Source organism: Kitasatospora sp. NPDC057595, from assembly GCF_042800875.1.
Lineage (GTDB): Bacteria > Actinomycetota > Actinomycetes > Streptomycetales > Streptomycetaceae > Kitasatospora.
Genome location: NZ_JBHVGL010000017.1, coordinates 192,119 through 217,022, shown reverse-complemented (window position 1 = coordinate 217,022; position 24,904 = coordinate 192,119). Strand labels below are relative to the sequence as shown.

Sequence of the window (24,904 nt, the reverse complement as noted above, 5' to 3'; positions counted from 1 at the left end):
CTAGGTGTCGACGAGACCGCGCCTCGCCCTCGGCGCTGCGGCGGGCGGCGCTGCGGCGGGCGGCGCGGGTGCCGCGGCCGCCGGAGGCGCGGCAGCCACGTCCGGTGGTACCGGCGGCAACAAGGCCACCGGCAACAAGACCGGCACCAAGGCCCCCGGGACCGCCGGCACCGGCGGCTCCGGCTCCGGCACCGGCGGCTCCGCCACCGGTGGCTCCGGCGGTACCGGTGGCACGGGCGGGACGGGCGGTGCCACCGGTACCGGTGGCACGGCCGCGGACCCGAACGCCGGGGCCGTCGCCGCCGACCCGAACGCCGCGGCCTCGGCCGACGGCGAGGGCCAGGGCGCCGAGCAGGCCGTCGACCCGCAGACCGGCCAGGTGGTCGCGCGCGGTGGCGGCGGCACCACCGAGGTCGCCGCCGACGTGGTGAACGTCGGCGGCCGGCCCGAGGACTGGACGCTGAGCGTCCTGACCGCGCTCGAACTGCTCGCCGTCGTCGTCGTCCCGCCGCTGCTCGGCCGCCGTCTGCTGCGCCGCCGCTCGCAGACGGGCGGCCGGTCATGACGGCCCCCGCCCTGGAGAAGCCGGTCGGCGCGGCGCAGCCCGCGCCGGCCCCGGCGGCCCCCGGGCCCGCGCCCACCGCGGCCGGGCCGGGCCGGGACGGCTCCGGCCGGACGGCGAAGCGGGTCCGGTTCCTGCAGGCGGCCTGGGCGGTGAGCCTGCTGGCGGCGCTCACCATGGGCTTCGTCGGCTACCTGTTCACGCTCTCGCACGTGCAGGAGAAGCACTTCCAGTCCACCTCCTACAAGTCCTTCCGGGACCAGCTCGGCAAGGCGACCGCCCCGACCGGCAAGGCCGGGGACGGCGCCCCCGTCGCGCTGCTGGACATCCCGGCGATCGGGCTGCACCAGGCGGTCGTGGTGGAGGGCACCACCGGCCGGGACCTCATGCGCGGTCCCGGCCACCGCCGGGACACCGCGCTGCCCGGGCAGACCGGGGTGTCGGTGGTGTTCGGCCGCGGGGCGACCTTCGGGGCGCCGTTCGGCGAGCTGACCAAGCTGCGGGTGGGCGACAAGATCCAGGCCACCACCGGGCAGGGCACCTTCACCTACACCGTCAACGTGTACGGCGACGAGGACCACCCGATCGTGGACCCGGTGCGCAACCGCCTGGTGCTGGTGACCAGCGACTCCAACTGGATCGCGAGCTCGACGGTGCTGATCGGCGCCCGGCTCGACGGCGACCCGGCGGCCAACCCCGGCGGGCGCCCCGCCACCGTGCCGTTCGACAAGGCGCTGGCCGCCGACAAGGGCGCGCTGGCCGCACTGCAGCTGTGGACGCTGGGCCTGCTCGGCGCGGTCGTCGCCGCCGTCGTGCTCGCCCGGTACTGGCACCGCTCGGCCGCCTACCTCAGCCTCGCGCCGGTGATCGGCGCGCTGCTCTGGGCGGTCTACGAGAACGCCGCCGCCCTGCTGCCCAACCTCTACTGAAGCGCGCCCGGAGGACCGTACCGATGACGGATGCACCGATGACCGACCTACCGCACGACCAGGCCCCGGGGCCCGACGAGACCACCATGACGCTGCCGGCCGCCGACTACGCGGGCCACGCCGACCAAGCGGACCACGACGGCTACGACGGGCAGCACCTGCTGTACCCGCAGGACGCGCACTACGAGGGCTACGACCAGGAGCCCGCCCTCGCCGGACTGGAGACCCGGGACGTCTCCGCCTGGTTCGGCTCCCGCAAGGTGCTGGAGCGGGTCTCGCTCGCCATGCCCGCCGGCGAGGTGACCGCGCTGATCGGCCCGTCCGGCTGCGGCAAGTCCACTTACCTGCGGATCCTCAACCGGATGCACGAGATGGTCCGCGGCGCCGCGCTCTCCGGCGAGGTGCTGCTGGACGGCGACGACGTCTACCGGCCCGGCCGGCGCCCCGCCGACGTGCGCCGCCGGATCGGCATGGTGTTCCAGCGGCCCAACCCGTTCCCGGCGATGTCCATCAAGGACAACGTCTCCAGCGGGCTCAAGCTCGCCGGCATCAAGGTCGCCAGGGACGAGCGCGACCACCTGGTGGAGACCAGCCTGCGCCAGGCCGGCCTCTGGGACGAGGTGGCCAGCCGCCTCGACGCCCCCGGCGGCTCGCTCTCCGGCGGCCAGCAGCAGCGCCTGTGCATCGCGCGGTCGCTGGCCGTCTCGCCGGACATCCTGCTGATGGACGAGCCCTGCTCGGCGCTCGACCCGACCTCGACCCGCCGGGTCGAGGAGACCATCGCCGAGCTGCGCGGCCGGCTCACCATCGTGATCGTGACCCACAACATGCAGCAGGCCCAGCGCGTGTCGCAGAGCTGCGCGTTCTTCCTGGCCACCCACGACACCCCCGGCCGGATCGTCGAGGCCGGGCCGACCGAGCAGGTGTTCCACCAGCCGCACGACCAGCGGACCTCGGACTACGTCAACGGCCGCTTCGGCTGATCCGACCCGCTCGCGCCCTCAGTCGCCGCGGTGCCGGAGGATCTCCTCCAGCACCGCGGCGACGCCGTTCTGCTCATTGCTCATCGTGTGCAGCGGCACCGCCGCCAACACCTGCGGATGGGCGTTCGCGACGGCGTACGCGGTGCCGGCCCAGGCCAGCATCTCCAGGTCGTTCGGCATGTCGCCGAAGGCCACCACCTCGCTCCGGTCGATCCCCCGCCCGGCGCACCAACGGGCCAGCGTGCTGGCCTTGGTGACGCCGGGCGCACTGATCTCCAGCAGCGGTATCGGCGCCGAGCGGGTGATCTCGGCGAGTTCCCCGGCGGCGTCCCGGGCCTCGCTCAGCAGCTTGTCCGGGTCCAGGTCCGGGTGCTTGGCGAGCAGCTTGTACAGCCCGCGCACCGGGCCGCCCGGGCCGAGCAGCTCCTCGGCCGGGCCGACCGGGTGGTTCTCGTCCTGCCCCCACATCCGCACCTCGTAGCCGGGCTCGCGGGCGAACCCGGCCGGGTACTCGAAGGCGAACGCGGTGCCCGGCAGCTTCGCCCGCAGCCGGGCCACCACCGCGAGCGCGTCCTCCCCGGCCAGCGGGAAGGACTCCAGCAGCTCGCCGCGCCGCACGTCCACCACCGCGCCGCCGTTGGAGCAGATCGCCACCCCGTGGCCGCCGATGTGCGCGCTCACCTGCTGCATCCAGCGCGGCGGGCGGCCGGTCACGAACACCACCTGGATCCCGGCCGCCTCGGCGGCGGCCAGGGCGGCGGCGGTTCGCTCGGTGACGGTGCCGCCGGAGCAGAGCAGCGTGCCGTCCAGATCGGTGGCGATCAGCCGGGTCGGGGGAGCGGTGCGCGGTGTGGTCACCGCTCCATCTTCGCCCACCGCCGCCGCTCTCCCCCACTCCCCGTCCGGCGCACGTTTCGGCCCCCGCTGCGCCAGTTCCGGCCGATCAGCCCGCTTCCGGGGTGTCCCACCGCCTCCGACCGGGCAGGACTCTCCTCGGCCACCCCGTCGGCAGGAAGAGCCATGCGAACTCGCCAGGTCCCAGACGAGATCGAGATCGAGCCCGCGCCCCTCCCCGAGGAGGCGGTCCCGCCGCCTTCCCGCGAACCCGTGCTGATCGGCGACATCCTCTTCGACACCCTCGCCGACCTCGCCCGCCGCGGCAGCCCCGCCCACCCCCTCCGCCTCCCCGCCCAGCGCCCCCACCCCTGACCTCCCCACCCCTGACCTCCCCACCCCTGACCTCCCCACCCCTGACCTCCCCACCCCTGACCTCCCCGCACCCGGCTCCCCGCCTCCCGCACCGCCCCCGGCGGCCCGCGTAGGGTCGGGGCCATGCGACTGAGCACGGTGATCCTCCCCATCCACCGGTGGGGCGAGGGGCAGAAGATCTGGCGGCGGGCCGAGGACCTCGGGTTCCACGCCGCGTACACCTACGACCACCTCTCGTGGCGGTCGTTCCGGGACGAGCCGTGGTTCGGCGCGGTGCCGACGCTCACGGCGGCGGCCACGGCGACCGAGCGGCTGAGGATCGGGACGCTGGTGACCTCGCCGAACTTCCGGCACCCGGTGACGCTGGCGAAGGACCTGATCACGCTCGACGACGTGTCCGGCGGGCGGCTGACGGTGGGCATCGGGGCCGGCGGGACCGGGTTCGACGCGACGGCGATGGGCCAGGAGGCGTGGTCGCCGAGGGAGCGGGCGGACCGGTTCGGGGAGTTCCTGCCGCTGCTGGACGAGTTGCTGCTGCGCGACGCCACGACCCGCGAGGGCGCGTACTACTCGGCGGTCGAGGCCCGGAACATCCCCGGCTGCGTGCAGACCCCGCGGGTGCCCTTCTACGTCGCCGCGGCCGGGCCGCGCGGGATGCGGCTGGCCGCGGAGTACGGGCAGGGCTGGGTGACGTACGGGGACCCGAAGGCCCCGGCGGACGTGCCGGTGGAGCAGGCGCCGGCGGTGGTCGCCCAGCAGATCGCGAAGCTGGCGGCGGCCTGCGAGCAGCGGGGCCGGGACGTCGCGACACTGGAGAAGGTGCTGCTCCAGGGTTCGACCGCGGAGAAGCCGCTCCAGTCGCTGGACGCCTTCGTGGACTGGGCCGGGACGTACCGGGAGGTCGGCATCACCGAGCTGGTGATCCACTGGCCGGTGCCGGACTCGATCTTCGCCAACGACCTGGCCGTCTTCGAGCGGATCGCCACCGAGGGCCTCGCCCAGCTGGCCTGAGGGCGCGTCGACGCCCCCGGGGTCCGGTACCCGGGGGCGGGCGCGGTGTCCCCTAGGGGAAGGGCGGGGCGGCGTCATACCCGAGCAGCAGGCGGGCTCGTCATCGCAGCTCATGACCGGGCGCGGGGCCGGACACTACGGTGAGGAACGTGTCCACTGTCATCAAGACGGACGGCCTCACCAAGAGGTTCCCCCGGGTGACCGCCCTCGATCAGCTGACCGTTGAGGTCGAGCCCGGGGTGGTCGGTCTGGTGGGGGCGAACGGGGCGGGCAAGTCCACACTCATCAAGATCCTGCTGGGGCTGGCCCCGGCGACCTCCGGGACCGGGCGGGTGCTCGGGCTGGACATCGCCACCCAGGGGTCGGAGATCCGCGAGCAGGTCGGCTACATGCCGGAGCACGACTGCCTGCCGCCGGACGTCTCGGCCACCGAGTTCGTGGTGCACATGGCGCGGATGGCCGGACTGCCGGCCGCCGCCGCCCGCGAACGGACGGCGGACACGCTGCGGCACGTCGGGCTGTACGAGGAGCGCTACCGCCCGATGGGCGGCTACTCGACGGGCATGAAGCAACGGGTGAAGCTGGCGCAGGCGCTGGTGCACGACCCGAAGCTGGTGCTGCTGGACGAGCCGACCAACGGTCTGGACCCGGTCGGCCGGGACGACATGCTGGCGCTGATCCGCCGGGTGTACACGGACTTCGGCATCTCGGTGCTGGTCACCACCCACCTGCTGGGCGAGCTGGAGCGCACCTGCGACCACCTGGTGGTCATCGACGGCGGCAAGCTGCTGCGCTCCTCGTCCACCGCCTCGTTCACCGGTACGACGGCCACCCTGGCCGTCGAGGTGACGGACCACCCGGAGGACCACGCCCTGGACGCGGGCGCCGCGGTGCGCGAGCGGCTGGCGGCGGCGGGGCTCTCGGTGGAGCCGGAGGGCACGCGGATCCTGCTGGTCCGGCTGGCGGGTGACGACACGTACGACACCATCCGGGACGCGGTCGCGGACCTCGGGCTGGGGCTGGTGCGGCTGGAGGAGCGGCGGCACCGGGTCGCCGAACTGTTCACCCGGGACGCGGGGACGACGGAGAACGAGGGGGTTACCGCAGATGTCACTGCCTCCTGAGTTCAGGCCGGTCGACACCGGCGTCATCCACGACATCGGCTACCGCGGCTACACCGGCCCCCGGCTCGGCCGGGCGTACGCCACGCGCTCGCTGTTCACCCAGAGCCTGCGCGCCGCGTACGGCCTCGGACGGTCCGGCAAGTCCAAGGTGCTGCCGATGATCGTGCTGGGCGCGGCCACCGTGCCGGCCGTGATCATCGTGGCGGTCGCGCTGATGACCGCGTCCGACCGGCTCCCGGTGGACTACGCGCAGTACCTGAGCGCGATCGGGCTGGTGACCTCGATCTTCCTCGCCTCGCAGGCACCGGTGCTGTTCTCCCGGGACCTGCGCCACCACACCGTGCCGCTGTACTTCTCCCGCCCGATCACCCGCGCCGACTACGTTCGGGCCAAGTTCGGGGCGATGGCCTGCGCCCAGCTGCTGCTGATGGTCGCGCCACTGGTGGTGCTGTACGTCGGTTCGCTGCTGATCAAGCTGGACTTCGGCGACCAGACCGAGCACTTCTGCTACGGCCTGGTGGCCGCGGTGCTGTACGCGCTGGTGCCGACCTCGGTCGCGGTGGTGATCGCCGCCGCCACGCCGCGGCGCGGCTTCGGGGTGGCCGCGATCATGGGCTATCTCGCGGTCAGCACCACGGTGGTCGCGGTCGTGGTCGGGATGAGCATGTCCACCGTCGCCGTCGGCGGGAACCTCCCGGACTCCACCCAGTGGGCGGTGCTGCTGTCGCCGGGCGGGCTGGTGGAGAGCCTGGTCAACGAGCTGTTCGACCTCGGTGGTACCGGCCCCGAGCGGATGCACGCGCCGGGCGGGCTCGGCCTGCTGGTGTTCACCGCCGTCGCCGTCGCGATGGTGGCCGGCTCGTACCGGCTGCTGCTGCGCCGCTACCGGAACGTTTGAGAGGGCGTCATGGCCACCATCACCATCGACAAGGTCTCCCGCTGGTTCGGGAACGTGGTCGCCGTCAACGACGTCAGCATGGCGATCGGCCCCGGAATCACCGGCCTGCTGGGGCCGAACGGGGCCGGCAAATCGACCCTGATCCACATGATGAGCGGCTTCCTGGCGCCGTCGACCGGGGCGGTGACCCTGGACGGCGCGCCGATCTGGCGCAACCAGGAGGTGTACCGGCAGATCGGCCTGGTCCCCGAGCGGGAGTCGATGTACGACTACCTGACCGGCTGGGAGTTCGTCCTCGCCAACGCCGAACTGCACGGGCTGCCCCACCCGGGTGCCGCGGCCCGCAAGGCGCTCGCCCTGGTCGAGATGGAGTACGCCCAGGAGCGGCGGACCGGCACCTACTCCAAGGGCATGAAGCAGCGGGTCAAGATGGCCTCGGCGCTGGTCCACGACCCGGCCGTGCTGCTGCTCGACGAGCCGTTCAACGGCATGGACCCCCGCCAGCGGCTCCAGCTGATGGACCTGCTGCGGCGGTTCGGCTCGGACGGCCGGACGGTGCTGTTCTCCTCGCACATCCTGGAGGAGGTCGAGCAGCTGGCCCGGCACATCGAGGTCGTGGTGGCCGGCCGGCACGCCGCCTCCGGTGACTTCCGGAAGATCCGCCGGCTGATGACCGACCGCCCGCACCGCTACCTGGTCCGCTCCAGCGACGACCGGCGGCTCGCGGCGGCGCTGATCGCCGACCCGTCGACCGCCGGCATCGAGCTGGACCTGCAGGAGCGGGCGCTGCGGATCCAGGCGGTGAACTTCCAGGGGTTCACCACCCTGCTGCCGAAGGTCGCCCAGCGGGCCGGCATCCGGCTGTACACCGTGGCACCGGCGGACGAGTCGCTGGAGAGCGTGTTCTCCTACCTCGTCTCCGCGTAGCGGCCCGGACGCCGTCCCGCCGACCGGCACCCACCTCCAGGACCTCAGGAAGGCCGACCCACCATGAACCCGACCGTCGCCAGGCTGACGCTGCGCGGCCTGCTCGGCCGCCGCCGCGGCCTGCTGCTGCTGGTGGTCCCCGCCCTGCTGCTGGCCGTCTCGGCGATCACCGCCGGGTCGAACGGCGACAAGCACGAGCTCGTCGTGAACGTCCTCGGCAAGCTCGGCCTCGGTACCCTGCTGCCGATCCTCGGCCTGGTCGTCGGCACCGGAGCCATCGCCACCGAGATCGACGACGGCTCGATCGTCTACCTGCTGGCCAAGCCGCTGCCGCGGTGGAAGATCATCACCACCAAGCTGACCGTCGCGATCGGCACCACCTGGGCCTTCGCGGCGCTGCCGATGCTGCTCGCGGGCCTGCTGCTGTACGGGACGAAGGAGGGCCTGGCGCTCGCCTACACCGTCGCCGCGCTGGTCGCCGGGGCCGCGTACAGCGCGCTGTTCCTGCTGCTCGGCGTGGTGACCCGGCACGCGGTGGTGGCCGGGCTGGCGTACGCGCTGGTGTGGGAGTCGCTGGTCGGCAACTTCGTCGCGGGCGCCCGCACGCTCAGCATCCAGCAGTGGGGGCTGGCGGTGGCCGAGTCGGTGGCGGCCGAGGGCTCGATCACCTCGGCGGTCTCGCTCGGCGCGGCCGTGCCGCTGCTGCTGGTGGTCGGCGTGGCGGCGACCGCGCTGGCCTCGGTGCGGCTGGCCGGGCTCACCCTCGCCTCGGAGGAGTGAGGAGCGGGGCGCGCCCGGCCCGGGCCGGCGGGGGCGGACGGGGTCAGAGCGTCCGGTCGCGTCCGGCGCCCCAGCCGGCGACGGCGACCACGGTGGCCAGCACCAGCATCAGCGCCAGCGGGGTGGTCCAGCCGCCGGTCAGCTGGTGCAGGGCGCCGGCACCGACCGGGCCGGCCGCCGCGACCAGATAGCCGACCGCCTGCGACATGCCGCCCAGCTGGGCGGCGCCGGCGACGCTGTCGGTGCGCAGCACGATGAAGGCGAGTCCGAGGCCGAGCGAACCGCCCTGGGCGACACCGAGGATGGTGGCCGACACCCAGGCGCCGGGCACCGGGGCGATCAGCAGGACGGCGATGCCGAGGCCGTTGAGCGCGGCCATCGAGACGGCCAGCGCCCGCTGGCGGGTCATCCGGCCGGCGAACAGCGGCACCAGGAAGGCGCCCGCCACCTGCACCAGGTTGGAGAAGGCGAAGACCAGACCGGCCTCGCCGCGGTCCATCCCGTGGTCGGCCAGGATGGTCGGCATCCAGGCGACCAGGGTGTAGACCAGCAGCGACGAGATGCCCATGAACAGGCTGATCTGCCAGGCCAGCGGCGAGCGCCAGATGCCCTCGATCGGACGGGAGGCGGCGGCCGGCGCGACCGGCGCCGCGGTGCTTCCGGCGGTGGTCCCGGCGGCGGCCCGGGCCCGCAGCACCTGCGGCAGCCAGGCCACCGTGGCGACCAGCGCCAGCACCGACCAGGAACCGAGCGAGGCCTGCCAGCCGCCGCCCAGCGCGTGCTCCAGCGGCACCGAGAGGCCGGCCGCCATCGTCGCGCCGACCAGCATGGTGGTCGAGTAGACGCCGGTCATCGCCGCGGCCCGGCCCGGGAACTCACGCTTGACCAGGCCCGGCATCGAGACGTTCAGCACGGCGATCGCGACGCCGATCACCACGCACCCGGCGTACAGCGCCACCACCGAGGGCAGCACCCGCAGCAGCACGCCCGCGCCGAGCACCAGCACCGCGCCCAGCACCACCCGCTCGGTGCCGAACCGCCGGGTCAGCCGCGGGGTGAGCGGGGCGCCGACGCCCTGGAAGAGCACCGGCACGGTGGTGATCAGCCCGCTCGCGGTGGCGGAGAGCCCGAAGGTGTGCTGGATCTCGGCCACCATCGGCGACACCGCCGCCAGGCAGGCGCGCATGTTCAGGGCGACCAGCACGATGCCGGTCAGCAGCAGCGCGGGGTGCGCCAGCCGGCTGCGGACGGGGAGCGGGACGGTACCCGCGGAGGTGGTGGCAACCGGCTGCTGGGCACGGGTGACGGCCATGGGTGGTGCTGCTTTCGTGGAGTTCAAGGCGTGCGGGGGCACACCGGGTGAGCGGGGAACGGGGGCCTCGGCCCGTTCACTTCCGGGCGGCGATGGCGGCGAGGAGCTGCTCGACGGCCGCGGTCGGCTCGGCGAGCAGCGCGCGACACGCGCGCTCGGCCAGTTCCGGGTCGCCGCTCTCGATCGCGTCGACGAGGGCCTGATGGGTCGCCACGACCACCTCGGGCATCTCGTGGTCGCCGAACGCCGTCCGCATCGACTCGCGCACCGAGGCGCCGAAGTAGCGGTACACCTCGGTCAGTGCCGGGTTGTGCGCGGCCTCGACGACGGCGGTGTGGAACTCCAGGTCGTGCTCGACGGTCGCCTCGCGGCCGGCCCGCTCGGGGTGCGCCGCGATCACCTCGGCCTCGCGGGCCAGCGCGGCCCGCATCCGCCGGATGTCCTCGGGGGTGTGCCGCAGCGCCGCCAGCCGGGCGGCCTCGGTCTCCAGCGCGGCGCGGACCTCCAGGACGTCCCGCACCCCGGAGCGCTGCACGCCGCGCAGCACGGCGGCCGGGTCGCTGGTGGAGCGCACGAAGGTGCCCTCGCCCTGCCGGGAGACCAGCATGCCCGCGTGCACCAGGACCCGGATCGCCTCGCGGACGGTGTTGCGTCCGATGCCGAGGCGCTCGGCGAGCTCGTGCTCGGTCGGGATCCGCGAGCCGACCGGCCAGACGCCGGCGCTCAGCTGCTCCCGCAGCTGCTCGATCGCGGTGTCGACGAGGGAGCGCCGCCCGGCGGTCTGCAGTGTGTCCTGGGCGCTGTGGGCGCTGCTCATGGCGGGCTCTCCTCCCCGGGCGTGGGCCGGCTACGGGCTGGTCATCGGTCATCCTACAACTGCTTGTCCGGTCATCCTACAACCGGCGGTGAACAGCGCGGGAACCGCTCGCGTCGGCCTGGCGTTCCTCCCGACGACCGGTGAGTCCACACCCCTTTGATACGAGGAGAGCGTCCGCATGGTGTTCAAGAAGCTGCTCGGTGCCCTGGGCGTCGGCGGTCCCGGCGTCGACACCGTCCTGAGCACGCCGGTCGTGCAGCCCGGCGGGACGATGGCCGGCACGGTCGAGCTGACCGGGGGGACGGTGGAGGCGGACATCCGGGGGATCACGCTGACCCTGGTCGCCCAGGTGGAGATCGAGCACGAGGACGGCGAGAGCACCGGCCTGTACCCGTTCGCCCGCTTCTCGGTGACCGCGCCGCTGAAGCTGGCGCCGGGCGAGAACCGCTCGATCCCGTTCGCCGTCCAGGTGCCGTGGGAGACGCCGGTCACCACCATCGCCGGGCAGCACCTGCACGGCATGCGGCTCGGGGTGCGCACCGAGGTCGACATCGCCGGCGCGCTGGACAAGGGCGACTCCGACCCGCTGGAGGTCGAGCCGCTGCCGGTGCAGCGCCGGATCCTGGACACCCTGCTCCAGCTGGGCTTCCGGTTCCGCTCGGCGGACCTGGAGGCCGGGCACATCCGCGGCACCGGGCAGACGCTGCCGTTCTACCAGGAGATCGAGTTCTCCTCGGCGCCGCGGTACGCGCACGCCTGCAACTCGCTGGAGGTCAGCTTCGTGACCACCCCGGGCAAGGTGGAGGTGGTGCTGGAGGCGGACCGGCGCGGCGGTCTGTTCGGCGGTGGCGGGGACGTGATCCGCACCCATGTGGTCGACCACGGCCAGGCCGGCGAGGACCTCACGGAGCTGGTGGACGGCTGGATCCGCGCCGCGCTCTGAGGCCCCCGCGCGCCCCCGCTCCCTCCGTCAGCCGTAGGAGACGTTGCTGCAGATGTCGTCGTCGGCGGAGCGGGCCTGGCCGACCACCTCGGCGGGCAGCGGGGCCGGGCCGCCGGACGGCCCGGCGGCAGCCGGAGCGGGCCCGCCGGACGCCGCGCCGGTGGCGTAGTCCAGACCGAGCCGCAGGCTGATCCCGGCGCCCGGCCCGGGGGCCACCGCGGCGCCCGGGAAGAGGGCGGCGACCTTCTGCGCGTTGCTCCGCTGCCCGACCCCGTACTCGACGGTGGTGGTCGCCGCCCGGGCGGTGCCGCGCGCGGTGGCCGTCCCGGCCACGGTGACCCGGGCCGCCCGGAGCGTGTCGGCGGCCCGGGCGGCCAGGCCGGGGGTGCCGGTGCCGTTCTGGACGGTGACCCGGATCGGCGCACCGTCGGCGCCGAGCGGCGGGAGCGGTGGGGTCCTCGGGGCGGTCGGTGCCGTCGGGGTGGACGGTGGGGACGGTGGTGCGGCCGGTGACGGTGCGGGCGGCGCGGCGACCGCGTCCGGCTGGTGGCCGGTGGCGTCCTGGCCGTCGATGGTCCGGTCGGCCTGCAGGGTCCGCCACAGGGCGTCGACCGCCGGGTGCACCAGGTCGATCCGCGCGCCGTTGTAACGCCAGGGCGTGGTCAGGAACTTGACCTCGTGCAGGTCGATGTCCTTGAGCGTCAGGGCGAAGTCCACCAGCTTGGCGGCCGAGTCGAGGCCCGGGTCGACGGTCATCGAGCGGGTCGCGGCGTCGGCCAGCGGCAGCAGCGTGCCGGGGTTCAGGCCCCTGGTCTTGATCCGGGCCAGCAGCGAGGCGAGAAAGGCCTGCTGACGCTTCATCCGCCCGACGTCGGAGTCGTCGCCGATGCCGTGCCGGAGCCGGACGTAGTCCAGTGCCCGCTGCCCGGAGACCCGCTGGCGGCCCTTGGTGAGCACCACCTTGCCCTTCCGGCCCAGATTGGGGTTGATGTTCCCCTCGTGCACGGCGTTCGGCAGGCAGACGTCCACGCCGCCGACGGCGCCGGTCATCGCGGCGAAGCCGGCGAAGTTGACCTCGATGGTGTGGTCGATCCGGATGCCGGTGAGCTTCTCCACCGTGTTCTGCGTACAGGCCGGGTTGCCCGACTCGGAATTGCCCACCGAGAAGGCGGAGTTGAACATCTGCCCGGGCTGCTCCCGGGTCCAGCCGCCGTTCGGGAGCTTGCACCGGGGGACGGTCACCAGGGCGTCGCGCGGGATCGAGACGCCGACCGCGTGCCGGTGGTCGGCGTGGACGTGCAGCAGGATCGTGGTGTCGGAGCGGGCGCCGCCCTCGTTGCCGCCGCCGAGGTCGCCGTTGCCTCCGGCGCGCGAGTCGGAGCCGATCAGCAGCACGTTGACGGGCCGGTGGCCGTGCGCGTCGGCGCTGGGTTCGGGCGGGCGGTCGGGGGCGATGGCGTCGGGGTCGAAGGACCGGAGGTTGCCGTTCAGCCGGTAGTACACCGCGGCGCCGGCGCCGGCCAGGGCCACCAGCATCCCGGCCAGTGACCAGGCGATCAGCCGCCGGGCGCCGCGCCGGCCGCACCGGGCCGCCGCCCGCCGACCGGTGCGGGTCCGGGCGGTGCGGGCCGGCGTCGTCCGGCCCTGGGCGGCCCGGGCCTGCGCGGTGTGAGTCTGGGCGGCCCGGGTCTGTGCGGTGTGAGTCTGGGCGGCGCGGGTCGGTGCCATCCGGCCCTGCGCGACGCGGGTCTGCGCGGCGAGGGTCTGCCCGGTACGGCCCTGCGCGGCCCGGCGGGCCTCGGCCCGGCCGCCGGAACGCGGCAGCGGGAACCGGCCGGGGGCCTCTTCGGGGGGTTCGGTCCGGACGCCGCCGTCGGCGCGCCGCCGCCCAGCCGGATCCGGCGGGCCCTGGTCCCACTGGACTGACATGGCGCGCACCTCTCAGCGGCGGAAGCGGGCAACCCTGGGAGCATACAAACCCCTCCGGTGCCCGCCCGGCGGCCCGGGACGGCCGCACCCCCGCCGACCCGCGGCTTCGCCGTGGCGGCTCACCGCAGCATCACCCCAACGGCTGAACCGGCGGGGGCCGCGGCGAGGTTCACCCGTTCGGGTAGAGCCGCTCCAGCACGGCCGCGACGCCGTCCTCGTCATTGCTCAGGGTGACCTCGTCGGCCACCGCGAGCAGCTCCTGGTGCGCGTTGGCCATCGCGACGCCGTGCCGGGCCCAGCCGAACATCGGCACGTCGTTGGGCATGTCGCCGAAGGCGATGGTGTCGGCGGCCTTCACCCCGAGCCGGTGGGCGGCGACGGCCAGCCCGGTGGCCTTGGAGAGGCCGAGCGGCAGCAGCTCGACGATGCCGGCGCCGGCCATCACCACGCCGACCAGGTCGCCGGCCGCGTGGCGGGCGGCCTCGGCCAGGGCGTCGTCGGTCAGCTCGGGGTGCTGGATGTACAGCTTGCTGACCGGGGCGCTGAGCAGTTCGTCCTTCGCGGTCCGGACCACCGGCAGCTCGGAGCCGATCTGCAGTTCGTAGCCGGGGCCGGCCAGCACGTCGCCGTCCAGGCCGTCCTGGCTGGCGGCGACCGCCAGCGGGCCGGTCTCCTCCTCGATCCGCTGGATCGCGAGGGCGGCCACCCGGCGGTCCAGGGTGAGCGAGGTGAGCAGCCGGTGCTCGCCCGCGTCGTAGACCTGGGCGCCCTGGCCGCAGACGGCTATGCCGCGGTAGCCGATCTCGTCGAAGACCGGGCGGGCCCAGGTGGCCGAGCGGCCGGTGACGATGATGTGCAGCGCCCCGGCCGCGGTGGCGTCGGCCAGCGCCGCGCGGTTGCGCGCCGAGACGCTCTCCACGCTGTTCAGCAGGGTGCCGTCGAGGTCGGTGGCGACCAGCTTGAAGGGCAGGTCGCCACCGTCCACGGGGGAGACGGGGCTGGGGCTGGTGGTGCTCATGGGCCGTGTCTCCCGGGAGTTGCTTCGTTGCTGCGTCCGCGTCGCCGCGGCTGCGGCCGGTGCCGGTTCCGGCACCGGCGGCGGTCCTACTTGGCCGGCTCCAGGACGGCGCGGCCACCGAGGTACGGGCGGAGCGCCTCGGGCACGACGACCGAGCCGTCGGCCTGCTGGTGGTTCTCCAGGATCGCCACGATGGTGCGCGGGACGGCGACCAGGGTGCCGTTCAGCGTGGCCAGCGGGCGCACCTTGCCCTCCTCGCGCATCCGGATGGCGAGGCGGCGCGACTGGTACTCGGTGGTGTTGGAGGTCGAGGTGACCTCGCGGTACTTGCCCTGGGTCGGGATCCAGGCCTCGATGTCGAACTTGCGCGCGGCCGAGGCCCCGAGGTCGCCGGAGGCGACGTCGATCACCCGGTAGGGCAGTTCGAGGGCGTTGAGGAAGTCCTTCTCCCACTGGAGCAGGCGGCGGTGCTCGTTCTCGGCGTCCTCGGGCGTGGTGAAGACGAACATCTCCACCTTCTCGAACTGGTGGACGCGGATGATGCCGCGGGTGTCCTTGCCGTAGGTGCCGGCCTCGCGGCGGAAGCAGGACGAGTAGCCGGCGTAGCGCAGCGGCAGCTTCTCGGCGTCGAGGATCTCGTCCATGTGGTACGCCGCGAGCGGGACCTCGCTGGTGCCGACCAGGTAGCGGTCGTCGCCCTCCAGGAAGTACACGTTCTCGGCGGCCTGGCCGAGGAAGCCGGTGCCGTCCATGGCGGCCGGGCGGACCAGGGCCGGGGTGATCATCGGGGTGAAGCCGGCGGCGGTGGCCTGGGCGATCGCCATGTTGACCAGGGCGAGCTCCAGCAGCGCGCCGACACCGGTCAGGTAGTACGACCGGGCACCGGCGACCTTGGCGCCGCGCTCGGTGTCGATCGCGCCGAGCAGCTGGCCCAGCTCGACGTGGTCGCGGGGCTCGAAGCCCTCGGCGGCGAAGTCGCGCGGGGTGCCGATCTCCTCCAGGGTGACGAAGTCCTCCTCGCCGCCGACCGGGGCGGCCGGGTCGATGAGGTTCGCCAGCGAGCGGAGCAGGCGCTCGGCCTCCTCCTTGGCCTCGGTCTGCTCGGCGTCGGCGGCCTTGACCTCGGCGGCCAGCTCCTTGGTGCGCTGGAGCAGGGCGGCCTTCTCCTCGCCCTGGGCCTTGGCGACGAGCTTGCCGAGGCCCTTCTGCTCGTTGCGCAGTTCGTCGAAGCGCGTGCCCGAGGACCGGCGACGCTCGTCGGCGGAGAGGAGGGCGTCGACCAGGTCGACGTCCTCGCCACGGACGCGCTGCGAGGCGCGCACTCGGTCAGGGTCCTCACGGAGCAGGCGAAGGTCAATCACGGGCCCAAGCCTACCGGGCGGGCGCCTGTCCACCGGTACCGGTTTTCCCCTGGGGATAACTCGCTCCAGCCTGTGGATAACCGCTGTGGGAAACCGCCCGGAGGCTGGTTATCCACAGGTTCGGGGCGGAGGCTGTGGATCGTGGGGCGGCGCCGGTGGACGAGGAGGCGAACCATGGAATTCGGGTTTCAAACCTGAATTGACCTTCTCGGGTGAGCGAATTGAAGCACTCGGACGGGTGATTTGCTGGCACCCGGGTGACTCTGGTCCGATTAGTCATCTCTGCGACGCAAACCGATGATCCGACCGAAACGTGCAGTGGCTAAACCGGTTTGTCGATTCATCCCCAGGCCTGTGGATAACTCGGACCTGTGGACAGTGCCCACCCCTGTGGACAAGCCCCGCACCGGGGCGACCGCCCTGTGGACGGCCGCCCGGCGGGGTGGAAAACGGTTCGAAAAGGACACGTGGCCGCCGAATGGCGCCCGGATGTCCGACCGGCTCGGCCGGCCGGACTCGGCCGCACTCGGCCCGACCCGACCGGACTCAGATGTCCCCGCGGCCGTCGAGGCAGCGCGAGAGCCAGTCCGACGCCGCGCTGAAATCCGCGTCCGAGGTACCCGGCCGCTGGTGCTCCGACGTCTGCCGGCCGGCGCGCGGATAGGACCCGAGGAAGCGCACCTGCGGGCAGATCCGCTTGAGGCCCATCATCGCCTCGCCCACCCGGCGGTCGCTGAGGTGCCCCTCGCAGTCGATGAGGAAGCAGTAGTTGCCCAGCCCCTCCCCGGTCGGCCGGGACTCGATCCGCATCAGGTTGACCCCGCGCACGGCGAACTCCTGCAGCAGCTCCAGCAGCGCGCCCGGGTGGTCGTCCGGCAGCCAGACCACCATCGAGGTCTTGTCCGCCCCGGTCGGTGAGGAGACCCGGCCGGGTCGCCCCACCAGCACGAACCGGGTGGTCGCGCTCTGCGCGTCCACGATGTCCTTGACCAGCGGGTCGAGACCGTAGATCGGCGCCGCGAACTCGCCCGCGAACGCCCCGTCGTACCGCCCCTCGGCCACCAGCCGGGCGCCGTCCGCGTTGGAGGCGGCGGACTCCCAGTGCGCGTCCGGCAGGTTGGCGGCCAGCCAGCGGCGGACCTGCGCCTGGGCCACCGGGTGGCTGGTGACCGTCTTCACGTCGGACAGCGCGGTGCCCGGGCGGACCAGCAGCGCGAAGGTGATCGGCAGCAGCACCTCGCGGTAGATCATCAGCGGCGCGCCGGAGGCCAGTTCGTCGTTGGTCGCCGTGACGGCGCCCTCGACCGAGTTCTCGATCGGCACGAACGCACCGGACGCCTCGCCGCCGCGCACCGCGTCCAGCACCAGCTGCACCGAGGACATCGGCACCAGCTCCCGGGTCGCCGCCTCCGGCAGGGTGCGCAGGGCCGCCTCGGTGAAGGTGCCCGCCGGCCCGAGGTACGTGTAGCGGGTTGCCGACATGACGCCTCCAAGGGGAACGGGACCTGTGGGGAACAACGGCGGATCGCCGAAAGGAGTCACCTTAGCCACTCCGCCGTCCTCCTGTGACCGCGGTCCGCTCCGTGGGAGGAGGACGGACGATCCGTGGACGGCGGATGGCCCGGGCGCGGGGTCGGGCACCGGGACGGGTCAGTCGAGCAGGGTCTGCCCGATGTACCCGCCCTGCGGCGCGCCCGGCGGGACGGCGTACACGCCGCTCGCCTCGTGCCGCAGGAAGCGGGAGAGCCCGTCGCCCCGGGCCAGCTTGCGCTGCACGGGGGTGAACCCCTTGCGCGGGTCGGCCTGGAAGGCGAGGAACAGCAGTCCGGCGTCCGGCGAGCCGTCGGTCAGCAGCCCGTCGTGGTACGAGAACCCGCGCCGCAGCATGGCGGCCCCGCCGTTGGCGGCCGGTGCCGCGACCCGGATGTGGGCGTCCGAGGGGACGGCCAGCGACCCGTCCGGGGCCTGGGCGGCGAGGTCCACCGGTGTCCGCTCGCCCGCCCCGGCGGGCGCGCCGAGCGGGGCGCCGTCCGACTTGCGCCGCCCGATCACCCGCTCCTGGCGGTCCACCGGGAGCGCCTCCCAGTTGTCCAGCAGCATCCGGATCCGCCGGAACACCAGGAAGGAGCCGCCCGCCAGCCAGGCCGGCTGCTCCCCCCCGGCGGCGACGAACACCTTGGCCGCGAAGCCGTCCTCGGTGGGCTGCGGGTTGTTGGTGCCGTCGATCTGGCCCATCAGGTTGCGCCCGGTCATCGGCGCGGCGGTGGCGCCGGGCGTCCGGGCGAAGCCGGACGCCTGCCAGCGCAGTGCTGCCGTGCCGGCCGCCTGACGCTGCAGAACCCGCAGCGCGTGCACGGCGACCAGCGCGTCGTCGGCGCCGATCTGCACGAACAGGTCGCCGTCGCCGCGCGCCGGGTCCAGCGCGTCGGCCGGGAAGGCCGGCAGCGGCTCCAGCCCGGCCGGGCGGTGGTCGGCCAGGCCGGCCTTGTCGAACAGGCCCGCGCCGAAGCCGAAGGTGACGGTGAGCGAGCAGGGGCCGGCGTCCAGGGCGACCTGGTTCTCGAACTCGTCGGCCGGCTCGCCCACGGCCATCCGGGCGGCCGTCCGGGACCAGCGCCGGAGCAGGGTGCGCAGGCCGTCCCGGCCGACCCCGCCGGCCAGGTCGAAGGCGGCCAGCTGGACCCGGGCCTGCTGGGGTTCGAGGATGCCGCCCTGGTGCTCGCCGTGGAACGCCACCCGGGCGGGCCCGAGGCCGGCGCCGGACGCGGCCGCCGGGCGGTGCGGGCCGGGCCGGTCCACGGCCACGGCCGTGCCGGCCCCGGCGCCCGCGCCGATCACCAGGCCCGCCCCGGCGGTGCCCAGCAGGGCCCGCCGGGTGAAGCCGGTGGCGGTGCCGTCGGACGTGCCGTCCTGCCCGGTGGTGCTGTCGGTGCCGGTCTCCGTGGCCATGATCCGTCCCTATCCGATCTTCAGCTGCTTGATCTCCGTGGTCTGGTCGATGTCGGAGGATCTGATGACCACCGACACGACCCAGTTCCCGGCGAGCGGCAGCTGCGCGGTCCCGGTCCAGCGCCCGGTGCCCTCGGGGGTGAGCGGGACGGTGAGCGGGCCGAGGTCGCGGTCCGGCAGGGTGAAGGCGAGCTGCACCTCCGGCACCTCGACCGGCTGTCCGTCCGTGCCGTCCAGCTTGAGGTGCACCTCGTTCGAGCCGCTGCCCGCCGGGTTGAGGGTGACCGTCGCGGTGCCCTTGGCGTTCGGCGTGCGGCCCTTGGTGTCGTACGGGAGGGCGAGCTCCACGGTCCGGCCCGGCACGGTCTGCGGGGCGGGCGCCCCACCGGTCGTGCCCCCGGCCGCGGCGCCGGCCGCCGGGGCGGTGCCGTTGGCCGCCCCGGCCTCGACCTCGCCCGCCACCCGTCCGGGCGGGGCGTTGGTGAGCAGGGTGGTGGCCACCAGGACGGCCACCGCGACGGCCGCCTCGACCAGCACCGAGCGGCGCAGCCCGGCCCGGGTCGGGGTGAGCCCGCGGTCCCGGTCGGCGTTCTCCCGGGCGGCCTGCTGCCGGGCCAGCTGGGCCCGCCGGACCGGGTCGTCGGAGTCCTCGTCACCGGCGTCCGGGGCGCTGCCGCCGGTACCGCCGCCGACGCCGCCGGCCGCGACGGCGACCGCCGCCGGGGCGACCTCCGCCGCCTCCTCCGGGGCGGCCCGCAGCCGGGCCAGCCAGCTCCGGGACATCCAGGCGGCGCCGAGCATCGCGATCACGCAGCCGGTCTTCACCAGCAGCAGCCGCCCGTAGTCGGTGCCGGTCAGCGCGCTCCAGCTGCCGAGGCCGCGCCAGGACTGGTAGACGCCGGTGCCGGCCAGCACCACGACGGCGCCGAGGGCGAGCTTCGAGAAGCGGTCGGCGACGTCCGCGCCGATGCCCTCGCGCAGCCCGACCAGCATCGCCGCGAGGCCGCCCAGCCAGAGCGCCATCGCGACCAGGTGCAGCATGCCGAGCGGCAGCGCGAGCCAGACCTGGATGCCCACCGAGGCGTGGTCGGCGCCGACCCAGGTCGCCGAGAGCGCGACGGCCAGCACCAGTCCGGCCACCCCGAGGCCCAGCCGGGCCTCGCGCTGCGGGCGTTCGGCGGCGCGCCGCTCCAGCTCCCGCAGTTCGGCCTCCTCGGCGTCCCCGGCGGCCGACCCGGCCCCGGTGGTCCCGGTGGTCCCGGCGGTGCCGGCGGCCGGGGCGGTCCGGCCGGTGGGCTGCCCGAGCTGGCCGACGAGCAGCGACAGGAACACCCCGCTCGCCGCGAGCAGCAGCAGCCGGGCGGCCAGCGCGGTGCCGATCCGCTCGTCCAGCGTGGCGCGGACCAGCGACAGGTCGAACGCCTTGCCGATCCCCGAGCCCCGCTCGTACGGGCCGCGCAGCATCAGCACCGTGACCGTGGACACCAGCAGCGCGACCCAGCCGCCCATCAGCAGCCGCTGCACCGGGCGCCGGGCCACCCCGGCCGGCCAGCAGAGCAGCACGAAGCCGGCCGCCCCGACGAGCAGCGCGAACGCCCCGTACGCGACGGCCCGGCCGGTGCCGTAGACCGCGGCGACCAGGCCGTCCGCCTCGGCGCCCTGCAGCGCGGCGGTGGAGACGGTGGTGGCCGACGGCGCGCCGACGGAGAAGGTGAACGCCCCGCCGATCGGGTGCGAGTCGTCCGACACGGCCCGCCAGGCGACGGTGTAGGTGCCGTTGGCGAGCCCGCTGCCGAGTCCGACCCGGGCGGTGTTGTCCTTGCCGTCGGCGTGCCCCGGGTTGCCCGCGTCCACGGCCTTGCCGGCCGGGTCGAGCACCCGCACCGAGTCCGAGGAGAGCGAGACGGCCTCGCTGAAGGTCAGCGTGACGTACTGCGGGGCGGCGGGCAGGACGGCGTTCTGCGCGGGGTCGGTGGACTGCAGGGTGGCGTGCGCGGAGGCGGGTCCGGCGCCGCCGAGCAGCAGCGCGAGGACGGCGCCGAGCACGCCGATCAGCCCGGCGATCCGCCGTCCCGCCAGTCCCGGTGCGGTGAGCATCGTGCGGTGTCCCTTACTGCTGGCCGGGGCGGTAGGTGAGCTCCTTGACCGGCACCTTGACCGAGATGGTGCCGGTCCGGGCGAAGGTCAGGTCGAGTTCGAGCTCGTCGCCGAGGGCGGGGGCCTTCTGCCACCCCATGATCATCAGGTGCGTGCCGCCGCGGGCGAGCTGCAGCGCGCCGTGCGCGGGGACGTCCAGCTTGTCGACCTGCTCCATGGTGGTGGCCGTGGAGCGGTGCATGGTGACCGAGGAGGCGCCGGGGCTGGAGACCTCGACCAGCTCGTCGCCCTGGCCGCCGTCGTTGCGCACCGTCAGGTATCCGGCCGCCATGCCGCCGCTCGGCGGCAGCGGGATGTAGGGGTCGGCGACGCTCAGCCGGGCCGCCGCGCCGGCGGACGCTCCGCCGCCGGCGGCGCCGTTCCCGCCGTCCGCCCCGCAGGCCACCAGGAACGCGCCGGCGCCCAGTGCCGTCGCCAGCGCCGCCCCGGCGAGTGCCGTCCGGCGGAATCCGAGGGGGCCCTTCACGCGGCGACCCCCTTGGCGAGCAGCGGCAGGTCGTGCTCGAAGGTCTTCACCTCGGTGCCGCTCAGGTAGAGCAGGTGGGCCTTGTCGTCGGAGGGCAGGAAGGCCAGCACCTGGGCGCCGTGGGTGGAGGTGACGGTGCCGTCCGCGTTGATCACCGGGTCCTCGATCAGGATGCCGAGCGCCTTGGCGGCGGTCTTCACCTTCTCCAGGTCCCCGGTGAGGCCTATGAAGTCGCTGCCCATCGAGTCCAGCCAGCTGCGCAGCACCTGCGGGGTGTCGCGCTTCGGGTCGGTGGACACGAACACCACGTCGACCTTCTGCCGCTCCTCCGGGGAGAGCTTCTTCATCGCCACGCCGATGTCGCCCATGGTGGTCGGGCAGACGTCCGGGCAGCTGGTGTAGCCGAAGAAGAGCAGGGTGGTCCGGCCCTTGGTCTGCTGGCGCAGGTCGTACGGCTGGCCGGAGGTGTCGGTCAGCTGGAGGTCCGGCTTCTCGAAGTTCTTGCCGAGCACGGTGCCCTCGTAGGGCGAGTCGGACTTCTGCTGGACGACCTTGGCGGGGGAGGCCGAACCGCCGGCGTCGGAGCCGCAGGCGGTCAGGGTGAGCGCGGCGGCCAGGGCGACGGCGGCGGCGCCGGCCAGGCGGGCGGAACGGGCGGAGCGGGCGGAGCGGGGCATGGGAGAGGTCCGATCGTGTGCGGTGGAGCACCGGTGGGGCCGCGCCCGGGCCGGGTGCGGCCCCACCGGTGCTGGGGTCAGGAGGCCGAGCCGCCGTTCTTGCGGCGCAGGCCGAGGACACCGACGGCGGTGCCGATCACACCGACCACGATGCCGACGACGCCGAGCACCCGGGCGGTGGAGTCGCTCGCCTTGTCGTCGGAGGCGGCCTTGTCGCCGGTGGCGGCGTCGCCGTGGGCGGCGTGGGTGTCGGCGGCGGCCGACGGGGAGGCGGTGGCGGTCACGCCGTGGCCGTCACCGGCGGGGGCCTTGGTCAGCTTCAGCACCGGGGCGGGCTTGGCCGGCTCCGGCTGGCCGTCCTTGGCCTCGTCGATCCAGCGCACGACGTCGCCGTTCTCGTAGCTCTGCAGTGTCTTGAAGACCAGGCTGTCGGTGTCGGTCGGCAGCGGGCCGAGCGAGACGCGGAACTCCTGGAACTGGCCGGGGGCGATCTTCACCCCGGCGTCGGCGGTCCAGGTGATCTTGGAGACGGCCTCGTTGACGTCGTTGCCGTGCACCTTGAGCGGCTTGTCCAGCTTGGCCTTCTCGACGGTGGCGGTCCAGCCCGGCAGCGGCTGGGTGCGGACCGAGGCCAGCGGGTGGTCCAGCGGGAGGTTGACCTCCAGCTTCACGGTGCCGGCGGCGTCGTTCTCGTTCGGCACCCGGAAGTCGACGGCGGTGTAACCGCCCTGGTCGGCGCTGCCCGGGTTCACGGTGACGTGCGCGGAGGCGGGGCCGGCCAGCGCCACCACGGCGGCGGCAGCGGCGAGGGCGACGGCGGCGGTACGGCGGGGGGAAAGGGAACGCATGGGGTTCGTGGTCTCCGTTCGGAGGCTCGGCGGGCAGGCCCGCTTCCGGGCACGGGAGGATCCGTGCCGCGGCGGGGCCGCGCGGCGTGGGGAGGAGGTGGGGGAGGGCCGCAGGACCGCGCGAGTCGGGCGGGTACGGCTCGGCTGCGCGTACACCCGTCCGCCGTCGGGCCCGAGCCGGTGGGGGACCGGGGGCGCCGTGGACGCGGGTCAGTACGCGAGGGCCCCGAGCGGCGGGCCGCGCCGCACCACGCTGTGCCGCAGCACGGCACCGGCCGGCAGCGGGTCGTCCCCGCCCCGGCGGGTGGACCGCCGGACCGGGCCGGCGGGCAGGCCGAACAGGCCGCGCAGCAGCACCGCGGCCAGGGCGCACGCGGTGCGCAGCGGCGCCGCCGTGCGGGCGTGCGCGGCCGACGCGGCGATCCGCACCAGCCGCCAGAGCGCTGCCTCGCCGCGCCGCAGCCACCAGCCGGCCACCAGGGCCGCGGCCAGGTGGGCCGCCAGCATCGTCGGTGTCATCCCGAGCACGCCGCCCTGCCACCACGGCACGGTCGCGTACGCGTGCGGGTCCAGGCCCGCCCCGGCGACCAGCTGCTCGGCGGTCGGGCTGCCGGGCAGGCCGGCCAGGGTGCCGGGCCGGCCCTCGTTGCAGACCAGCCGGCCGGCCACCTGCGGCAGGGTCAGCGGGCCGGAGCCCGGCGGACCGCCGTGGTGCGGACCGGCCGCGCCGGAGGCCGCGTGGCCGGCGAAGGAGTGGAAGAGGCAGTGCAGCCCGAACTGGCCCGCCGCCAGCGCCCCGGCGATCGCGCCGAGCGAGCGCTCCCGCCCGCCGAAGGCGGTGGCGAGCACCAGGGTGGCGGCGAAACCGGTCGCGAGTGCGGGAAAAGCGACGTCGCCGCCGCCCGCCAGCGCGTGCCCGGCGGCCGCTATCAGCGTGCACACCAGGGCGAACGGGACCGCCCTGGCAAGCCGCAGGTCCCAGGCGGCGGCCCCCACCGGCGCGTCCGGTGCGGGGGCGCCCGGGTGCGGGGCGGCGGCTGGGGCAGTCATGGCCGGGCCATCATCTCATCGCCTACCCCCGCCGGACCGGCAGGGTGGGAAATCCCTACGAATGCCCCGACCGGCCCTGCACGCCACCCCGCGCGCCACCCCGCGCACCCCTCGGGCACGCGCCGCCCGGCACATGCCCGTCCCCCCGTCCATCCGCCGAACGGGCGGTAGCGGACCCCGGGCACGGTTCACCTGCGCACCGCCCGGAGATACCTCGTTATATGTGGAGCCGCAGCCAGGAGGGACCTCCCGTGGACATCTGGTGGACTCTGCACCTCAAGCGCGACCCGGCCAGCGTGCCGTTGGCCCGCCGCATACTGCTGGGCGCGATGGCGACCGCGGGCGTCGATCCGCAGATCGCCCACGACCTCGGCGTCGCCCTCAGCGAGGCCTGCGCCAACGCCGTCGAGCACGGCGCGGGCGGCCGGCCCGACGACGGCTACCAGGTCACCGCGTCGATCAGCGGCGACCTGCTGCGGATCGAGGTGACCGACTCGGGCCCCGGCCTGCCCGGCCCGGCGGCCCCGGCGGCGCGCCGTCCGGCCCCCGCCCCGGCGCCGCCGACGGCCCGCCCGGCCGGGCGCCCGCAGCCCCGCCCGCGCTCCCGGCACGGCCGCGCCACCGTCCCCGGTCCGCTGCTCACCACCCACCGCCCGCGCCGCGACGGCCGCCCGTACGACACCCACGTCCTGCCGCCGGCCGCGGAACCGGCGCCGCTGCCCCTGCTGCGGCCCCTGGACCTCGACGGCCTGCCGGACCTCACCGCGGAGTCCGGCCGCGGCCTCTTCCTCATCCACGCCCTCACCGACCACGTCCAGCTCCGCAACCACCCGCTGCGCGGCGCGATCGTCAGCTTCGACAAGATCCTCAAGTGGCAGGACGACGCCCTGCTCCGCCGGGCCTCATAACATTCACGGCTCTCCGACCTGCGCAAATGGCCACTACTGGGGCCGA

At 74.6% G+C, this 24,904-nt stretch carries 24 protein-coding genes; 11 read left to right on the top strand and 13 right to left on the bottom strand.

Features of this window, described 5'->3' with window-relative positions:
- Positions 1–379 precede the first annotated feature (379 nt).
- Genes ACFU9E_RS24855 through ACFU9E_RS24845 form a run of 3 tightly spaced genes read left to right on the top strand, consistent with a single transcriptional unit; the run spans position 380 to position 2,474 of the window.
- Positions 380–565 carry a hypothetical protein gene (locus tag ACFU9E_RS24855; RefSeq protein WP_380715344.1) on the top strand — a complete coding sequence of 62 codons (186 nt, stop codon included), beginning with the start codon at positions 380–382 and terminating at the stop codon, positions 563–565.
- Positions 562–1,491 carry a sortase gene (locus ACFU9E_RS24850; protein WP_380715343.1) on the top strand — a complete coding sequence of 310 codons (930 nt, stop codon included), beginning with the start codon at positions 562–564 and terminating at the stop codon, positions 1,489–1,491. The genes ACFU9E_RS24855 and ACFU9E_RS24850 overlap by 4 nt, the downstream gene beginning before the upstream one ends.
- A gap of 38 nt (positions 1,492–1,529) precedes the next feature.
- Complete coding sequence (locus tag ACFU9E_RS24845) at positions 1,530–2,474, top strand: phosphate ABC transporter ATP-binding protein (protein WP_380682666.1); 945 nt, start codon at positions 1,530–1,532, stop codon at positions 2,472–2,474.
- Between the two features lie 18 nt (positions 2,475–2,492).
- Here ACFU9E_RS24845 and ACFU9E_RS24840 read toward each other — a convergent pair whose 3' ends face one another.
- Positions 2,493–3,332, bottom strand: a complete 840-nt coding sequence (locus ACFU9E_RS24840; RefSeq protein ID WP_380715341.1) for an HAD-IIB family hydrolase — start codon at positions 3,330–3,332, stop codon at positions 2,493–2,495.
- 162 nt (positions 3,333–3,494) lie between these two features.
- On the opposite strand from ACFU9E_RS24840, the gene ACFU9E_RS24835 reads away from it, so the two are divergent.
- From ACFU9E_RS24835 to ACFU9E_RS24810, 6 genes are all read left to right on the top strand, one after another.
- Entirely contained in the window at positions 3,495–3,683 is a 189-nt protein-coding gene (locus ACFU9E_RS24835) for a hypothetical protein (protein WP_380682664.1), read from the top strand.
- Positions 3,684–3,806: 123 nt separating this feature from the next.
- Positions 3,807–4,694 carry an LLM class flavin-dependent oxidoreductase gene (locus tag ACFU9E_RS24830; protein WP_380682662.1) on the top strand — a complete coding sequence of 296 codons (888 nt, stop codon included), beginning with the start codon at positions 3,807–3,809 and terminating at the stop codon, positions 4,692–4,694.
- A gap of 149 nt (positions 4,695–4,843) precedes the next feature.
- On the top strand, positions 4,844–5,818 hold the full coding sequence (locus ACFU9E_RS24825) for an ABC transporter ATP-binding protein (RefSeq protein WP_380682661.1): 975 nt from the start codon (positions 4,844–4,846) through the stop codon (positions 5,816–5,818).
- The gene (locus ACFU9E_RS24820) at positions 5,802–6,716 is read left to right on the top strand and encodes an ABC transporter permease (protein WP_380682660.1); all 915 of its coding nucleotides are present in this window, start codon (positions 5,802–5,804) and stop codon (positions 6,714–6,716) included. The genes ACFU9E_RS24825 and ACFU9E_RS24820 overlap by 17 nt, the downstream gene beginning before the upstream one ends.
- Positions 6,717–6,725: 9 nt before the next feature.
- Entirely contained in the window at positions 6,726–7,643 is a 918-nt protein-coding gene (locus ACFU9E_RS24815) for an ABC transporter ATP-binding protein (protein WP_355362282.1), read from the top strand.
- Between the two features lie 63 nt (positions 7,644–7,706).
- A complete protein-coding gene (locus tag ACFU9E_RS24810; RefSeq protein ID WP_355362280.1) occupies positions 7,707–8,423 on the top strand; it encodes an ABC transporter permease subunit in 717 nt (238 codons plus the stop codon).
- A gap of 43 nt (positions 8,424–8,466) precedes the next feature.
- On the opposite strand, the gene ACFU9E_RS24805 is transcribed toward ACFU9E_RS24810, so the two are convergent.
- Together ACFU9E_RS24805 and ACFU9E_RS24800 are read right to left on the bottom strand one after the other, a co-directional pair.
- Entirely contained in the window at positions 8,467–9,735 is a 1,269-nt protein-coding gene (locus tag ACFU9E_RS24805; RefSeq protein WP_380682659.1) for a CynX/NimT family MFS transporter, read from the bottom strand.
- A gap of 76 nt (positions 9,736–9,811) precedes the next feature.
- Positions 9,812–10,552, bottom strand: a complete 741-nt coding sequence (locus ACFU9E_RS24800) for a FadR/GntR family transcriptional regulator (protein ID WP_380682658.1) — start codon at positions 10,550–10,552, stop codon at positions 9,812–9,814.
- Positions 10,553–10,730: 178 nt separating this feature from the next.
- Between ACFU9E_RS24800 and ACFU9E_RS24795 the strand changes: the two genes are divergently transcribed.
- A complete protein-coding gene (locus ACFU9E_RS24795) occupies positions 10,731–11,495 on the top strand; it encodes a sporulation protein (protein WP_380682657.1) in 765 nt (254 codons plus the stop codon).
- A 27-nt stretch (positions 11,496–11,522) separates the two neighbouring features.
- On the opposite strand, the gene ACFU9E_RS24790 is transcribed toward ACFU9E_RS24795, so the two are convergent.
- The 10 genes from ACFU9E_RS24790 to ACFU9E_RS24745 form a co-directional block, all read right to left on the bottom strand.
- Positions 11,523–13,424 (bottom strand): LCP family protein, encoded by a 1,902-nt coding sequence (locus tag ACFU9E_RS24790; protein ID WP_380682656.1) that lies wholly within the window; start codon positions 13,422–13,424, stop codon positions 11,523–11,525.
- 169 nt (positions 13,425–13,593) lie between these two features.
- Positions 13,594–14,442: an HAD family hydrolase gene (locus ACFU9E_RS24785; protein ID WP_380682655.1), complete on the bottom strand. Its 849-nt coding sequence runs from the start codon at positions 14,440–14,442 to the stop codon at positions 13,594–13,596.
- An 86-nt stretch (positions 14,443–14,528) separates the two neighbouring features.
- Positions 14,529–15,803, bottom strand: coding sequence for a serine--tRNA ligase (serS, locus tag ACFU9E_RS24780; protein ID WP_355362268.1), 1,275 nt, complete (start codon positions 15,801–15,803; stop codon positions 14,529–14,531).
- Positions 15,804–16,349: 546 nt separating this feature from the next.
- Complete coding sequence (gene pheA, locus ACFU9E_RS24775; RefSeq protein WP_380682654.1) at positions 16,350–17,285, bottom strand: prephenate dehydratase; 936 nt, start codon at positions 17,283–17,285, stop codon at positions 16,350–16,352.
- A gap of 168 nt (positions 17,286–17,453) precedes the next feature.
- Positions 17,454–18,752, bottom strand: a complete 1,299-nt coding sequence (gene efeB / locus ACFU9E_RS24770; protein WP_380682653.1) for an iron uptake transporter deferrochelatase/peroxidase subunit — start codon at positions 18,750–18,752, stop codon at positions 17,454–17,456.
- Between the two features lie 9 nt (positions 18,753–18,761).
- A complete protein-coding gene (locus ACFU9E_RS24765; RefSeq protein ID WP_380682651.1) occupies positions 18,762–20,849 on the bottom strand; it encodes a FixH family protein in 2,088 nt (695 codons plus the stop codon).
- 13 nt (positions 20,850–20,862) lie between these two features.
- Positions 20,863–21,375, bottom strand: a complete 513-nt coding sequence (locus ACFU9E_RS24760; protein ID WP_380682650.1) for a copper chaperone PCu(A)C — start codon at positions 21,373–21,375, stop codon at positions 20,863–20,865.
- Entirely contained in the window at positions 21,372–22,052 is a 681-nt protein-coding gene (locus ACFU9E_RS24755) for an SCO family protein (protein ID WP_380682649.1), read from the bottom strand. Before ACFU9E_RS24755 ends, ACFU9E_RS24760 begins: the two co-directional genes overlap by 4 nt.
- A gap of 77 nt (positions 22,053–22,129) precedes the next feature.
- Complete coding sequence (locus tag ACFU9E_RS24750; RefSeq protein ID WP_380683984.1) at positions 22,130–22,900, bottom strand: YcnI family protein; 771 nt, start codon at positions 22,898–22,900, stop codon at positions 22,130–22,132.
- 210 nt (positions 22,901–23,110) lie between these two features.
- On the bottom strand, positions 23,111–23,950 hold the full coding sequence (locus ACFU9E_RS24745; RefSeq protein ID WP_380683983.1) for a hypothetical protein: 840 nt from the start codon (positions 23,948–23,950) through the stop codon (positions 23,111–23,113).
- Positions 23,951–24,201: 251 nt separating this feature from the next.
- Here ACFU9E_RS24745 and ACFU9E_RS24740 point away from each other — a divergent pair, with 251 nt between their 5' ends.
- Complete coding sequence (locus ACFU9E_RS24740; protein WP_380683981.1) at positions 24,202–24,858, top strand: ATP-binding protein; 657 nt, start codon at positions 24,202–24,204, stop codon at positions 24,856–24,858.
- The last annotated feature ends 46 nt before the right edge of the window (positions 24,859–24,904 follow it).